Genomic DNA, 15,744 nt, shown 5'->3' with positions numbered 1-15,744 from the left:
CCTACATCCCGACGCCGGTTCGCCCGCTCGACAAGCCGTTCCTGATGCCGATCGAGGACGTGTTCTCGATCTCGGGCCGCGGCACGGTGGTGACCGGCCGCGTCGAGCGCGGCATCGTCAAGGTCGGTGAGGAACTGGAGATCGTCGGCATCCGTCCGACCACCAAGACGACCTGCACGGGCGTCGAAATGTTCCGCAAGCTGCTCGATCAGGGTCAGGCCGGCGACAACATCGGCGCGCTGCTGCGCGGCGTCGACCGTGAAGGCGTCGAGCGCGGCCAGGTTCTGGCCAAGCCCGGTTCGGTGAAGCCGCACAAGAAGTTCGTGGCCGAAGCCTACATCCTGACCAAGGACGAAGGCGGCCGTCACACGCCGTTCTTCACCAACTACCGTCCGCAGTTCTACTTCCGCACGACCGACGTGACGGGCATCGTGACGCTGCCGGCCGGCACCGAGATGGTGATGCCTGGCGACAACATCACCGTCGACGTCGAGCTGATCGTGCCGATCGCGATGGAAGAGAAGCTGCGCTTCGCCATCCGTGAAGGCGGCCGCACCGTCGGTGCCGGCATCGTCGTCACCATCAAAGAATAACCGATCCGGCTTTTGCCGGCTCGACAAGGCAAGGGCGGTCTTCGGGCCGCCCTTTTTCGTTTCGGCGACAGGATCGCACGGCTCTTCGTCAATTCTGTTGCAAGCATCGTCGCCCCAACTAGTATGGGTTGTATCCTTGGGGCTGCCAGACGTGGTTTCCATATTCCGTTCAAAGACCGTGCGGTGCTGGCGCGGACTGCTCCGCGTGGGGGCGGCCGTTGTCATGGCGCTGGCCGCGTTCGGCGCCACCGCAAAGGAAGATCCCCCGGATTACGGTCCGACGATGCGTTTCGTCGTCGTGCGGTCCAGCGCGCCGGGCTGCGAGCCAAACTGCCCGGAATGGATTTCCGCCGAAGGCACGATCGACGTGGGCACGCCGTTACTGCTCAAGCGCCTGCTGAAGACGCTCGGCGGGCGGCCGCTGCCGATCGTCGTCAATTCTCCCGGCGGCAATGTCGATGCCGCGCTGCAGCTTGGCCGCTTGGTGCGCAAGAACAAGCTCGATATCGCGGTCGGCATCACCGAATTTTCCGGCTGTTCGCCGGGAATGAAGAATTGCCGGGATAATGACGGCAAGGGCGAGTCCTATTCCGGTGTCGCTCATGACAGTGGCGCGATGTGTAATTCTGCCTGCCCGCTGATGTTTGCCGGCGGCATCCGCCGCGTCGTTGGTGAATGGGCCTATCTCGGTGTGCATCAGATCACCACCACCTTCCGGCGCGAGAAGCTGCTCTACCGCACGACCTATCGGATGGTGAACGGCAAGAAGAAGATCATCAGCACCAAGATCGTCAGCCGCAAGAATGCCGGCAGCTACAAGACATTCGAGATGAGCAACGCGGTCGAGAAACGGCTGTCGGGCTATCTGAAGGAGATGGGCGTGGAACGGGGCGTGCTGGACGTGATGAAGGCGACGCCCGCCAGCGACATCAGGCAGATCGAGCCCAAGGACATGCTCGGGATGAAGCTCGTCACCAGCCTCGATTCGCTCGATTTGCTGACCGAGAGGACCATTTGCCAGCGTCAGCCGGTGCCGGCGAACTGTCGCGCGATTCCGGCGAACGCCAAGCCGACCGAGGTTGCGGCCGTCGATGCCAAGCCTTCTCCCATTGCCCCGGCTCCTGCGCCCGCGCCGCAGGCCCAGGAACAAGAGATGCGCTTCGTTCTTGTTCGCGGCAGCAATCCGCTTTGCAATCCCGATTGTCCGGAATGGATTTCGGCGGAAGGCACGATCGCCTCGGGCACGGCCGACAAGTTGCGCCAGTTGCTCGATACCATCCGTGAGCGCCGGTTGCCCGTCATAGTCAACTCGCAGGGTGGAGATGTGCAGGCCGCGCTTGCCGCGGGCCGACTGATCCGCGAACGCAGGCTGGATGTCGCGGTCGCCCGAACCGATTTTCTCGATTGCGACCCGGATACGGTTGGTTGCGTCGCAACCGACGGTCTCCATTCCGGCCTCACCGTCGATGCAGGCGCCGAATGCGACGCCGCCTGCGCGGTGATGGTCGCCGGCGGCGTGCGGCGCCTGGTCGGCGCCGATGCGCATTTCCTGGTGCATTCCATGGGCATGGAAGACAAGGTCAGGACGTATCTCGACGAGATGACGATCGGCTCGGGCTTTTTCGTCACCATGCAATCGGCCGAATATGCGAAGCACAGGGAACTCAGCCGGGACGAATTACGGAAATTCGGACTGACGACCGGGCCGCAATCGGTGGACGCGCTGACGGGCGCCACGATCTGCAGATCCGCGCCGAGGCCGGACAATTGCCGGGTCCTTCCGGCCGCCGACGCCGAGGCAAAGGCGCCAGCGAGGCTCTAGCCACTTGCACTGGCCATGGAGGCAGGTTGAGCCGGGCAGGGCGCTGGCACTATCTTCCCGATGCTGTCTGCAGAATGGAGGAGCGGAGATGAGCGAGGACATCCCGACTTTGTATCAATGGGCCGGCGGTATCGAGGCGCTGAACCGGCTGACACGGACCTTTTACGACAAGGTGGCGCGGGATCCGATCGTAGGACCGGTGTTCAAGACCATGTCGCCCGATCATCCGGCGCATGTCGCCGCCTTCATCGGCGAGGTCTTTGGCGGGCCGAAGACTTATAGCGAGGAGTTTGGTGGACATCGCGAGATGGTGATGCATCATCTCGGCAAGCACCTCACCGAAGAACAGCGGCGCCGCTGGATCAACCTGCTGGCCGACGCGGCGGATGAGATCGGCCTGCCCGACGACCCGGAATTCCGTTCCGCTTTCATGGGCTATGTCGAGTGGGGATCGCGGCTGGCGAAGATGAATTCGAATCTCGGCGAGACCTGCGATCCCGAGACCGAGCCGATGCCGGCCTGGGGCTGGGGCGTGCCCGGCGGACCGTACAAGCCGCCGGCCGGAAAGCCCTAGGCGCGAACGCGCTCAATCGGGAGCGAGATTGGCAGCTGAACCGGAATCCAGATTTCCGGCAAAGCTTTCAAAACAGCATCGGAGCGCTCTTTACAGAGGGCCCGGAAGCTTTTAGGAAGCGCCTGCGCCGAACAAGCGCATGCACGGGCATAGCTCAGTTGGTAGAGCGGCGGTCTCCAAAACCGCAGGTCGTAGGTTCGAGCCCTGCTGCCCGTGCCATTTTCCAAATGGCCAATCCAAGCCTCGATATTTGAAAATCGCCGGGTGGCTTGCCATATAGTGGGAATTCGGGCATAAGCCCCGCATAGCCGGGACGGGACGACTGGATGGTTCCGAGGCGGCGCTAGAACATAAAGCGGACCCTTGCCACTTGCGTGGATTAAGAATCGGTTTTATGTAGACAGAACAGACACGCGACGCGTGGAGCTGGGAAGCCAGCTTTACGCGTCTGATTTGCATGGGTGAAATGGTGGTGCTGAATCGGCGCCGCATAGAGCCCAGGCGGTACGTCCCGGCCAGCGGGATCATCCAGGAGGCCCGGCCAACGGGTCTTTAAAACAGGCGGCACATGGCTTCGAAAACCACTAATCCTTTCACCTTTCTCCAGCAGGTTCGCGCGGAGACGGCAAAGGTGACATGGCCTTCGCGGCGCGAAACCATGATCTCGACCGTGATGGTCCTGGTGTTCGCGGTGATCGCGATGCTCTTCTTCTTCGCTGCCGATATTCTGATGGGCTATGCGATCGAGTGGATCCTGGGTCTCGGGCATTAATTCGGCGGTTTACGGAGAGGTCGTGAAATGACTGCGCGGTGGTATATCGTCCACGCCTATTCGAACTTCGAGAAGAAGGTCGCCGAGGATATCGAGAACAAGGCCAAGCAGAAGGGCCTGTCCGGCGAGATCGAGCAGATCGTCGTGCCGACCGAAAAGGTCGTCGAGATCCGCCGCGGCCGCAAGGTCGATGCCGAGCGCAAGTTCTTCCCGGGCTATGTGCTCTTGAAGGCTAACCTGACGGATGCCGTGTTCTCGCTGGTCAAGAACACGCCGAAGGTCACCGGCTTCCTGGGCGACTCCAAGCCCGTGCCGATCACCGAGACCGAGGCGCAGCGCATCCTGAATCAGGTTCAGGAAGGCGTCGAGCGGCCGAAGCCCTCGGTCACCTTCGAGATAGGCGAGGCGATCCGCGTTTCGGACGGTCCGTTCGCGTCGTTCAATGGCGTCGTCCAGGAAGTGGACGAGGAGCGCGCCCGCCTCAAGGTGGAAGTTTCGATCTTCGGGCGCGCCGTGCCCGTCGATCTGGAATTCGGACAGGTCGAAAAGGGCTGATCCGAACACCCGCGCCCGAAGGGCGTCGGGAACCCGCGCCGCAGGGCGTTGGGGCGGTTGCTTGAAGCGCCGCATGAACGGGTGGGAGGCGAAGGCGGCATAGCCGGCCGTCGGAACCGCACCACCAGACTGCAACCGCCGCGCTTCCCGCATAAAGGGGCCGGCATGAGAAAAGGCAGGAATAGAGATGGCTAAGAAAGTTGCAGGCCAGCTCAAGCTCCAGGTTGCCGCGGGTTCGGCTACGCCGTCACCCCCGATCGGCCCGGCGCTTGGTCAGCGCGGCATCAACATCATGGAATTCTGCAAGGCGTTCAACGCGCAGACCCAGGAGCTCGAGAAGGGATCGCCGATCCCGGTCGTCATCACCTACTACCAGGACAAGTCGTTCACCTTCGTCATGAAGACGCCGCCGGTGAGCTACTTCCTGAAGAAGGCCGCCAACCTGAAGTCGGGCTCCAAGGAGCCGGGCAAGACCAAGGTCGGCACGATCAGCCGCGACAAGGTGCGCGCGATCGCCGAGCAGAAGATGAAGGACCTGAACGCAAACGACGTCGAGGCGGCCATGCGCATGGTCGAGGGCTCCGCCCGCTCGATGGGCCTGGAAGTGGTGGGCTAAGATCATGGCAAAGATTGCAAAGCGTGTTGCCAAGAGCCGCGAAGGCATCGATCCGAACAAGGCCTACGCCCTCAATGAGGCGCTGCAGCTGCTCAAGGACCGGTCCAAGGTGAAGTTCGACGAGACCGTCGAGATCTCGATGAATCTCGGCGTCGATCCGCGTCATGCCGACCAGATGGTCCGCGGCGTGGTCAACCTGCCGAACGGCACCGGCCGCTCCGTGCGTGTCGCCGTGTTCGCCCGTGGCGACAAGGCCGAGGAAGCCAAGGCCGCCGGCGCCGATATCGTTGGCGCCGAGGACCTGGTCGACATCGTCCAGAAGGGCACGATCGATTTCGATCGCTGCATCGCCACCCCGGACATGATGCCGCTGGTCGGCCGCCTGGGTAAGGTGCTCGGCCCGCGCGGCATGATGCCGAACCCGAAGGTCGGCACCGTGACCACCGACGTGGCCGCGGCCGTCAAGGCTTCGAAGGGCGGCGCCGTCGAGTTCCGCGTCGAGAAGGCCGGTATCGTCCAGGCCGGCGTCGGCAAGGTCTCGTTCGACGTCAAGGCGCTGGAAGAAAACGTGCGCGCCTTCGCCGATGCGGTGAACAAGGCCAAGCCGACCGGCGCCAAGGGCAACTACGTCAAGAAGGTGTCCGTCACCTCGACGATGGGTCCGGGCCTCAAGCTCGACCTCTCGACGCTCGCCGCGTCGTAAGTGTTATCGGATCGGCTTAAAGCCGATCACTGAAGAATTCCGGACCGCCGATCCGTCGGCGGCCCGGTACCCCGGAAGCCGAAAGGTTTCCGGATATCCTGTCCGAGATTGCAGGCGGCCCAAAGCCTTAATTCGTCTGGGCCTGCATGAGACGGGTGAAGACCCGACAAAGGAGCCCAAAGCTCCAATGAAAGGTTCGAACCGTGTTTGCCTTTTGTCAGCGCATCGCCGGCTTTGGCCGTCGGTGTGGCGAAAGGGGGCAGGATCCTCGAGCGCCGTTCGGGAGATCCAGGATTTGGATGGCCCGGCCGGCAAAAGGCAACCCGACTTCTGACCTCGAAAATGAGGCAGGGGTCAACTGGAGATAGGCAGTGGACAGAGCGGAAAAGCGCGAACTCGTCACGGGCCTGAACGAAGCGTTCGGAAACGCAGGTTCAGTCGTCGTGGCCCACTACGCCGGTATCACCGTGGCGCAAATGAACGACCTCCGGTCGAAGATGCGCGCCGCCGGCGGCACCGTCAAAGTCGCGAAGAACCGTCTCGCCAAGATCGCTCTTCAGGGCACGGACTCCGCATCGATCATCGATCTGTTCAAAGGACAGACGCTGGTCGCTTATTCGGAGGATCCGGTTGCGGCGCCGAAGGTCACGTCCGATTTCGCCAAGGGGAATGACAAGTTGGTCATTCTCGGCGGCGCGATGGGCTCGACCTCGCTCAACGCCGACGGAGTGAAGGCACTCGCCACACTTCCGTCGCTCGACGAGTTGCGCGCCAAGCTGGTTGGCATGATCGCCACGCCGGCAACCCGGATCGCCCAGATCGTCAATGCGCCCGCGGCTTCGGTCGCGCGTGTCATCGGCGCTTACGCCCGGAAGGACGAGGCGGCATGAGGCCGTTCCTCGCTGTCAACAACACACGTTCGAACCAAGTAAAGGAATACAACAATGGCTGATCTGGCAAAGATCGTAGACGACCTTTCGAAGCTGACCGTCCTCGAGGCGGCCGAGCTGTCGAAGCTCCTGGAAGAGAAGTGGGGCGTTTCGGCTGCCGCTCCGGTGGCGGTTGCCGCTGCTGGCGGCGCTGGTGCCGCTGCTGCTGCTCCGGCTGAAGAGAAGACGGAATTCGACGTCGTTCTCGCCGACGCCGGCGCTCAGAAGATCAACGTCATCAAGGAAGTCCGCGCCATCACCGGTCTTGGCCTCAAGGAAGCCAAGGACCTGGTCGAAGCGGCTCCGAAGCCGGTCAAGGAAGGCGTTTCCAAGGCCGACGCCGACAAGTTCAAGGCTCAGCTGGAAGCAGCTGGCGCCAAGGTCGAGCTGAAGTAAGACGTATCAAGCGGCGGGCGGCCTCGCGCCGTCCGCCACTCCCCTGCCTGGCAGGGGAGAACGCGTAGCGCGAGAACAGACGAGAACCTCTTTCCTGAGGGCCGCGGTCCGGCCTTCAGGAAACGGGTTTTCTCCCGTTTTAGCCGGCCGCCGCCAAATAATTGGCAAGGGAGGCCGGAGAACAGACAGAGAGCCGCCGCCCAGGTGGCTCGGCATGCAAGGCGAACCACGGCGAGGTTCGCCCCGAGTTCAGAGCTAAGGAGCGACGATGGCCCAGACCCAGACTTTCAATGGCCGCAGACGCGTACGCAAATTCTTCGGAAAAATCCCGGAAGTTGCGGAGATGCCGAACCTCATCGAGGTTCAGAAGGCATCCTATGACCAGTTCCTGATGGTGGACGAGCCCAAGGGCGGCCGTCCGGACGAAGGGCTGCAGGCTGTTTTCAAGTCGGTCTTCCCGATCTCCGACTTTTCCGGCTCCTCGATGCTGGAGTTCGTGAAGTATGAGTTCGAGGCACCGAAATTCGACGTTGACGAGTGCCGTCAGCGCGACCTGACCTATGCCGCGCCGCTCAAGGTGACGCTGCGCCTCATTGTGTTCGATATCGACGAGGATACCGGCGCGAAGTCGATCAAGGATATCAAGGAGCAGGACGTCTATATGGGCGACATGCCGCTCATGACGTCGAACGGCACCTTCATCGTCAACGGCACCGAGCGCGTCATCGTCTCGCAGATGCACCGCTCGCCGGGCGTCTTCTTCGACCATGACAAGGGCAAGTCGCACTCGTCGGGCAAGCTTCTGTTTGCCGCGCGCGTCATTCCCTATCGCGGCTCGTGGCTCGACATCGAGTTCGATAGCAAGGACGTCGTGCACGCCCGCATCGACCGCCGCCGCAAGATCCCGGTGACGTCGCTCTTGATGGCGCTCGGCATGGACGGCGAAGAGATCCTGTCGACCTTCTACAACAAGATCACCTACAAGCGCGCTGGCGACCATTGGCGCATTCCGTTCAACGTCGAGCGCTTCCGCGGCCTCAAGGCCGTCGGCGACCTGATTGATGCCGATACCGGCGAGATCGTCGTCGAGCAGGGCAAGAAGATCACCGCCCGCCAGGCGCGCCAGCTTGGCGAGAAGGGTCTCAAGGCCATCAAGGCGACCGACGAGGATCTGCTCGGCAACTACCTCGCCGAGGACATCGTCAACTACGCCACCGGCGAGATCTTCCTCGAAGCCGGCGACGAGATCGACGACAAGACGCTGAAGGTGCTGCTCGGCACCGGCGAGGAAGAGATCCAGATCCTGGACATCGACCACGTCAATGTCGGCGCCTATATCCGCAACACGCTCAACGTCGACAAGAACGAGAGCCGCCAGGACGCGCTGTTCGACATCTACCGCGTCATGCGCCCCGGCGAGCCGCCGACGCTCGAGACCGCCGAAGCCATGTTCAACTCGCTGTTCTTCGACAGCGAGCGCTATGACCTGTCGGCCGTCGGCCGCGTCAAGATGAACATGCGCCTCGAGCTCAAGGCCGAGGACACCGTGCGCGTGCTGCGCAAGGAAGACATCCTGGCCGTGGTCAAGACGCTGGTCGAGTTGCGTGACGGCAAGGGCGAGATCGACGACATCGACAATCTCGGCAACCGCCGCGTGCGTTCGGTCGGCGAGCTCATGGAGAACCAGTACCGCGTCGGCCTGCTGCGCATGGAGCGCGCGATCAAGGAACGCATGTCCTCGATCGAGATCGACACGGTCATGCCGCAGGACCTGATCAACGCCAAGCCGGCGGCCGCCGCCGTGCGCGAGTTCTTCGGTTCCTCGCAGCTGTCGCAGTTCATGGACCAGACCAACCCGCTGTCGGAGATCACCCACAAGCGTCGTCTCTCGGCGCTTGGACCGGGCGGTCTGACCCGCGAGCGCGCCGGCTTCGAGGTGCGCGACGTGCACCCGACGCATTACGGCCGCATCTGCCCGATCGAGACGCCGGAAGGTCCGAATATCGGCCTGATCAACTCGCTGGCGACCTTCGCGCGCGTCAACAAATACGGCTTTATCGAAAGCCCGTATCGCAAGATCGTGGGCGGCAAGCTCACCAATGAGGTCGTCTACCTGTCGGCCATGGAAGAGGCCAAGCACCACGTTGCGCAGGCCAATGCCGAGCTCGACAAGAATGGCGGTTTCGTCGACGAGTTCGTCATTTGCCGTAACGCCGGCGAAGTGATGATGGCGCCGCGCGAAAACGTCGACCTGATGGACGTCTCGCCGAAGCAGATGGTGTCTGTCGCGGCAGCGTTGATCCCGTTCCTCGAGAACGACGACGCCAACCGCGCGCTGATGGGCTCGAACATGCAGCGTCAGGCCGTGCCGCTGGTGCGCGCCGAGGCGCCGTTCGTCGGCACCGGCATGGAGCCGGTCGTCGCCCGTGACTCTGGCGCCGCCATCGGCGCCCGTCGCGGCGGCGTGGTCGACCAGGTGGACGCGACCCGTATCGTCATCCGCGCCACGGAAGATCTCGATCCCGGCAAGTCCGGCGTCGACATCTACCGGCTGATGAAGTTCCAGCGTTCGAACCAGAACACCTGCATCAACCAGCGTCCGCTGGTGCGCATGGGCGACCGCGTCAACAAGGGCGACATCATTGCCGACGGTCCGTCGACCGAGCTCGGCGATCTGGCGCTCGGCCGCAACGTGCTGGTCGCGTTCATGCCGTGGAACGGCTACAACTACGAGGACTCGATCCTGCTCTCCGAGCGCATCGTGGCCGACGACGTCTTCACCTCGATCCACATCGAGGAGTTCGAGGTCATGGCGCGCGACACCAAGCTCGGGCCGGAGGAAATCACGCGCGACATTCCGAACGTTTCGGAAGAAGCGCTGAAGAACCTCGACGAGGCCGGCATCGTCTATATCGGTGCCGAAGTGCAGCCGGGCGACATCCTGGTCGGCAAGATCACGCCGAAGGGCGAAAGCCCGATGACGCCGGAAGAAAAGCTTCTGCGCGCCATCTTCGGCGAAAAGGCCTCGGACGTTCGCGACACCTCCATGCGCATGCCTCCGGGCACCTTCGGCACGGTCGTCGAAGTGCGCGTCTTCAACCGCCACGGCGTGGAGAAGGACGAGCGCGCGATGGCGATCGAGCGCGAGGAGATCGAGCGTCTGGCCAAGGACCGCGACGACGAACAGGCGATCCTCGACCGCAACGTCTATGCGCGTCTTTCCGATATGCTGGTCGGCAAGGAAGCGATTGCCGGGCCGAAGGGCTTCAAGAAGGGCTCGAAGCTGTCGAAGGACACGCTCGACGAGTATCCGCGCTCGCAGTGGTGGCAGTTCGCCGTCGAGAACGAGAAGCTCCAGGGCGAGCTCGAGGCTCTGCGCGGCCAGTACGACGAGTCCAAGAAGGCGCTCGAGCAGCGCTTCATGGACAAGGTCGAGAAGGTGCAGCGCGGCGACGAAATGCCTCCGGGCGTCATGAAGATGGTCAAGGTCTTCGTGGCGGTGAAGCGCAAGATGCAGCCGGGCGACAAGATGGCCGGACGTCACGGCAACAAGGGTGTCGTGTCGCGCATCGTTCCGGTCGAGGACATGCCTTTCCTCGAGGACGGCACGCATGCCGATATCGTGCTCAACCCGCTGGGTGTGCCGAGCCGCATGAATGTCGGCCAGATCCTGGAAACGCATCTGGGCTGGGCTTGCGCAGGCATGGGCAGGAAGATCGGCGAGCTGATCGACGCGTATAAGGGTGGCGGCGACATCAAGCCTCTGCGCAAGACGCTGGAAAGCTTCATGCCGGCCAACGACCGCAACGAGCCGATCCGCGAATATGACGACGAGAGCATCGTTCGCCTCAGCGAGCAGATGCGCCGCGGCGTCTCCATCGCGACACCGGTGTTCGACGGCGCGCACGAGGCCGACATCAACACCATGCTGCAGCAGGCTGGCCTGCACACCAGCGGTCAGTCGCAGCTCTATGACGGCCGCACCGGCGAGCCGTTCGATCGCAAGGTGACGATGGGCTATATCTATATGCTCAAGCTGCACCACTTGGTGGACGACAAGATCCACGCGCGTTCGATCGGTCCGTACTCGCTCGTCACCCAGCAGCCGCTGGGCGGCAAGGCGCAGTTCGGCGGCCAGCGCTTCGGCGAAATGGAGGTCTGGGCGCTCGAAGCCTACGGCGCCGCCTACACGCTGCAGGAAATGCTGACGGTGAAGTCGGACGACGTCGCCGGCCGCACCAAGGTCTACGAGGCGATCGTGCGCGGCGACGACACGTTCGAGGCGGGCATCCCGGAGAGCTTCAACGTTCTCGTCAAGGAAATGCGCTCGCTCGGTCTCAATGTCGAGCTGGAGAACACCCAGGTCGAAGAGAACCAGACGCGTCTGCCCGACGCAGCCGAGTAAAGGCTATGGCGCGCCGCTCCTGGAGCGGCGCGTCCTTCAGGTTTTTCGGCCGGTTTGACCGGCCAGTCTGCGGACATTTCGTCCGCGATCGATGCAAGGGGTTATCGAGGACCCCGAAAAGGAGAACGGCATGAACCAAGAGGTCATGAATCTCTTCAACCCGCAGGCGCCTGCGCAGGTGTTCGATTCCATCCGGATCTCGCTTGCCAGCCCAGAGAAGATTCTGTCCTGGTCGTTCGGCGAGATCAAGAAGCCGGAGACCATCAACTACCGCACCTTCAAGCCGGAGCGTGACGGCCTGTTCTGCGCGCGCATTTTTGGCCCGATCAAGGACTATGAGTGCCTGTGCGGCAAGTACAAGCGCATGAAGTACAAGGGCGTCATCTGCGAAAAGTGCGGCGTCGAAGTCACGCTGTCGCGCGTTCGCCGCGAGCGCATGGGCCATATCGAGCTCGCCGCGCCCGTCGCCCATATCTGGTTCCTGAAGTCGCTGCCCTCGCGCATCGGCACGCTGCTCGACATGACCCTCAAGGACATCGAGCGTGTGCTTTACTTCGAGAACTACATCGTCACCGAGCCGGGCCTCACCGCGCTGAAGGAGAACCAGCTCCTCAGCGAGGAAGAGTACATGCTCGCCGTCGACGAGTATGGCGAGGATTCCTTCACCGCCATGATCGGCGCCGAGGCCATCCATGACCTTCTGGCCGGCATGGACCTGGAGAAGATCGCCGGCGACCTGCGTTCGGAGCTGGCTTCGACCACTTCCGAGCTCAAGCAGAAGAAGTATCTGAAGCGGCTCAAGGTCGTGGAAAACTTCATGGAATCCGGCAACCGTCCGGAGTGGATGATCATGAAGGTGGTTCCGGTCATCCCGCCGGACCTGCGCCCGCTCGTCCCGCTGGACGGCGGTCGTTTCGCCACGTCGGACCTGAACGATCTCTATCGCCGCGTCATCAACCGCAACAACCGCCTGAAGCGGCTGATCGAGCTGCGCGCTCCCGGCATCATCGTGCGCAACGAAAAGCGCATGCTGCAGGAAGCCGTCGATGCGCTGTTCGACAACGGCCGTCGCGGCCGTGTCATCACCGGCGCCAACAAGCGTCCGCTGAAGTCGCTGTCCGACATGCTCAAGGGCAAGCAGGGCCGGTTCCGCCAGAACCTGCTCGGCAAGCGCGTCGACTATTCCGGCCGCTCGGTCATCGTGACCGGTCCGGAGCTGAAGCTGCATCAGTGCGGCCTGCCGAAGAAGATGGCGCTCGAGCTCTTCAAGCCCTTCATCTACGCCCGTCTCGACGCCAAGGGTTTCTCCTCGACCGTCAAGCAGGCCAAGAAGCTGGTCGAGAAGGAGCGTCCGGAAGTTTGGGATATCCTCGACGAGGTCATCCGCGAGCATCCGGTGCTGTTGAACCGCGCGCCGACGCTGCACCGCCTCGGCATCCAGGCGTTCGAGCCGACCCTGATCGAAGGCAAGGCGATCCAGCTGCATCCGCTGGTCTGCACCGCCTTCAACGCCGACTTCGACGGCGACCAGATGGCGGTCCACGTGCCGCTGTCCTTGGAAGCGCAGCTTGAAGCCCGCGTGCTGATGATGTCGACCAACAACATCCTGCACCCGGCCTCCGGCGCGCCCATCATCGTGCCGTCGCAAGACATGGTTCTCGGTCTCTACTATCTCTCGATCGTCAACCAGAACGAGCCGGGCGAAGGCATGGTGTTTGCCGACATGGGCGAGCTCCAGCACGCGCTGGAGACCAAGGCCGTGACGCTGCACGCCAAGATCAAGGGCCGCTTCCGCACGGTCGATGCCGAAGGCAACGTCGTGTCGAAGATCTACGACACCACGCCTGGCCGCATGATCATCGGCGAGCTTCTGCCGAAGAACGTCAACGTGCCGTACGAGACCGCCAACCAGGAGATGACCAAGAAGAACATCTCCAAGATGATCGACACCGTCTACCGCCACTGCGGTCAGAAAGAGACGGTCATCTTCTGCGACCGCATCATGGCGCTCGGTTTCGCTCATGCCTGCCGTGCCGGCATTTCGTTCGGCAAGGACGACATGCTGATCCCGGACACCAAGCTGAAGCTTGTCTCCGACACCGAGGCTTTGGCCAAGGAATACGAGCAGCAGTACAATGACGGCCTGATCACGCAGGGCGAGAAGTACAACAAGGTCGTCGACGCCTGGGCCAAGTGCTCGGAGAAGGTCGCCGACGAGATGATGGCGCGCATCAAGGCGGTGGAGTTCGAGGACAACGGCCGCCAGAAGCCGATGAACTCGATCTACATGATGTCGCATTCGGGTGCGCGCGGTTCGCCCACCCAGATGCGTCAGCTCGCCGGCATGCGCGGCCTGATGGCCAAGCCGTCGGGTGAAATCATCGAGACGCCGATCATCTCGAACTTCAAGGAAGGCCTCACCGTGCTCGAGTACTTCAACTCGACCCACGGCGCCCGCAAGGGTCTGGCCGACACCGCCTTGAAGACGGCGAACTCGGGCTACCTCACCCGCCGCCTCGTCGACGTGGCGCAGGACTGCATCGTCAATTCCGTGGATTGCGGCACCGACAAGGGCCTCACCATGCAGCCGATCGTCGATGCCGGTCAGATCGTCGCTTCGGTCGGCCAGCGTGTGCTGGGCCGCACCGCGCTCGACGACATCAACCATCCGGTCTCCGGCGATCTGCTGGTCAAGGCCGGCAAGCTGATGGACGAGCGCGATGTCGAGCAGATCGAAAAGGCTGGCGTGCAGTCGGTCCGCATCCGTTCGGCGCTGACCTGCGAGGTCAGGACCGGCGTCTGCGCCGTCTGCTACGGACGCGACCTGGCCCGCGGCACCCCCGTCAACCAGGGCGAGGCCGTCGGCGTCATCGCGGCGCAGTCGATCGGCGAGCCGGGTACCCAGCTCACCATGCGTACCTTCCACATGGGCGGCACGGCGCAGGTGGTGGACAGCTCGTTCCTTGAAGCCTCCTATGAGGGCAAGGTGCAGATCCGCAACCGCAACGTGGTGCGCAACTCGGAAGGCCAGCAGATGGTCATGGGCCGCAACATGGCGGTACTCATCCTTGATGAGACCGGCAAGGAGCGCGCCACGCACCGCGTCGCCTATGGTTCGCGTATCTTCGTGGACGACGGCGACAAGGTGAAGCGCGGCCAGCGTATCGCCGAGTGGGATCCCTATACCCGCCCGATCCTCACCGAAATCGAGGGCAGGGTGGCGTTCGAGGATCTGGTCGACGGCATCTCCGTTCAGGAAACGGCCGACGAGTCGACCGGCATCACCAAGCGTGAGGTCATCGACTGGCGTTCGACGCCGCGCGGCAGCGACCTAAAGCCGGCGATCGTCATCCAGGACGCCAAGGGCAAGGTCGGCAAGCTGTCGAAGGGCGGCGATGCACGCTTCCTGCTCTCGGTCGAGGCCATCCTTTCGGTCGAGCCGGGCGCCCATGTGAAGCCGGGCGACGTGCTGGCGCGTATCCCGATGGAAAGCGCCAAGACCAAGGACATCACCGGTGGTCTGCCGCGCGTTGCGGAACTGTTCGAGGCTCGCCGTCCGAAGGATCACGCCATCATCGCCGAGATCGATGGCACGATCCGCTTCGGCCGCGACTACAAGAACAAGCGCCGCATCATCATCGAGCCGCATGACTCGACGCTCGAGCCGGTGGAGTACCTGATCCCGAAGGGCAAGCCGTTCCATCTCCAGGACGGCGACGTCATCGAGAAGGGCGACTACATCCTCGACGGCAACCCGGCGCCACACGACATCCTGGCGATCAAGGGCGTGGAGGCGCTTGCCTCCTACCTCGTGAACGAAATCCAGGAGGTCTACCGTCTGCAGGGCGTGTCGATCAACGACAAGCACATCGAGGTGATCGTTCGCCAGATGCTGCAGAAGGTCGAGATCACCGTCCAGGGCGACTCGACCTACATCCCGGGCGACCACGTCGACGTGATCGAGCTGGAAGAGGTCAACGAGCGCCTGATCGAGGACGGCAAGAAGCCGGCCGAAGGTCAGCCGGTGCTGCTCGGCATCACCAAGGCCTCGCTGCAGACGCCGTCCTTCATCTCGGCCGCCTCCTTCCAGGAGACGACCAGGGTGCTGACGGAGGCTGCGGTCGCCGGCAAGACCGACATGCTGCAGGGCCTGAAGGAAAACGTCATCGTCGGCCGTCTGATCCCGGCCGGCACCGGTGGCACGATGAGCCAGATCAGGCGCATCGCCACCTCGCGCGACGAGTTGATCATCGACGAGCGCCGCAAGGCCTCCGGTGTCGAGGTCGCCGACCCGATGCTGACCGACATGGTCAACGCCGCGCAGTAAGCGGCATGACATGAGAAACGAAGAGAAGGGGCCATACGGCCCCTTTTCGCAT

General features: G+C 63.0%; 11 protein-coding genes and 1 tRNA gene. All 12 read left to right on the top strand.

The window, feature by feature from the left end; genetic code table 11:
• On the top strand, window positions 1-593 hold a 593-nt coding region (locus tag DPM33_RS22600), incomplete at its 5' end, for an EF-Tu C-terminal domain-related protein (protein WP_245442318.1).
• Between the two features lie 223 nt (window positions 594-816).
• Entirely contained in the window at window positions 817-2,415 is a 1,599-nt protein-coding gene (locus DPM33_RS22595) for a COG3904 family protein (protein ID WP_112099621.1), read from the top strand.
• An 88-nt stretch (window positions 2,416-2,503) separates the two neighbouring features.
• On the top strand, window positions 2,504-2,989 hold the full coding sequence (locus DPM33_RS22590) for a group II truncated hemoglobin (RefSeq protein WP_112099620.1): 486 nt from the start codon (window positions 2,504-2,506) through the stop codon (window positions 2,987-2,989).
• A 143-nt stretch (window positions 2,990-3,132) separates the two neighbouring features.
• Window positions 3,133-3,208 (top strand) — tRNA-Trp (locus DPM33_RS22585).
• Window positions 3,209-3,557: 349 nt separating this feature from the next.
• A complete protein-coding gene (secE, locus tag DPM33_RS22580) occupies window positions 3,558-3,761 on the top strand; it encodes a preprotein translocase subunit SecE (protein ID WP_027170383.1) in 204 nt (67 codons plus the stop codon).
• A 27-nt stretch (window positions 3,762-3,788) separates the two neighbouring features.
• Entirely contained in the window at window positions 3,789-4,316 is a 528-nt protein-coding gene (nusG, locus tag DPM33_RS22575) for a transcription termination/antitermination protein NusG (RefSeq protein WP_041003121.1), read from the top strand.
• A 187-nt stretch (window positions 4,317-4,503) separates the two neighbouring features.
• Window positions 4,504-4,932: a 50S ribosomal protein L11 gene (gene rplK / locus DPM33_RS22570; protein WP_042642146.1), complete on the top strand. Its 429-nt coding sequence runs from the start codon at window positions 4,504-4,506 to the stop codon at window positions 4,930-4,932.
• Between the two features lie 4 nt (window positions 4,933-4,936).
• Entirely contained in the window at window positions 4,937-5,635 is a 699-nt protein-coding gene (gene rplA / locus DPM33_RS22565) for a 50S ribosomal protein L1 (protein ID WP_112099619.1), read from the top strand.
• A 371-nt stretch (window positions 5,636-6,006) separates the two neighbouring features.
• Entirely contained in the window at window positions 6,007-6,525 is a 519-nt protein-coding gene (rplJ, locus tag DPM33_RS22560; protein ID WP_112099618.1) for a 50S ribosomal protein L10, read from the top strand.
• A 54-nt stretch (window positions 6,526-6,579) separates the two neighbouring features.
• Window positions 6,580-6,960, top strand: coding sequence for a 50S ribosomal protein L7/L12 (rplL, locus tag DPM33_RS22555; RefSeq protein WP_059189560.1), 381 nt, complete (start codon window positions 6,580-6,582; stop codon window positions 6,958-6,960).
• Window positions 6,961-7,228: 268 nt separating this feature from the next.
• Window positions 7,229-11,365: a DNA-directed RNA polymerase subunit beta gene (gene rpoB, locus DPM33_RS22550; protein WP_112099617.1), complete on the top strand. Its 4,137-nt coding sequence runs from the start codon at window positions 7,229-7,231 to the stop codon at window positions 11,363-11,365.
• 130 nt (window positions 11,366-11,495) lie between these two features.
• On the top strand, window positions 11,496-15,692 hold the full coding sequence (gene rpoC, locus DPM33_RS22545; protein WP_112099616.1) for a DNA-directed RNA polymerase subunit beta': 4,197 nt from the start codon (window positions 11,496-11,498) through the stop codon (window positions 15,690-15,692).
• Window positions 15,693-15,744: the final 52 nt, after the last annotated feature.

The sequence above is a fragment of the Mesorhizobium hawassense genome, assembly GCF_003289945.1.
Classification (GTDB): Bacteria; Pseudomonadota; Alphaproteobacteria; order Rhizobiales; family Rhizobiaceae; genus Mesorhizobium; species Mesorhizobium hawassense.
This window is presented reverse-complemented; position numbering and strand designations above follow the sequence as displayed.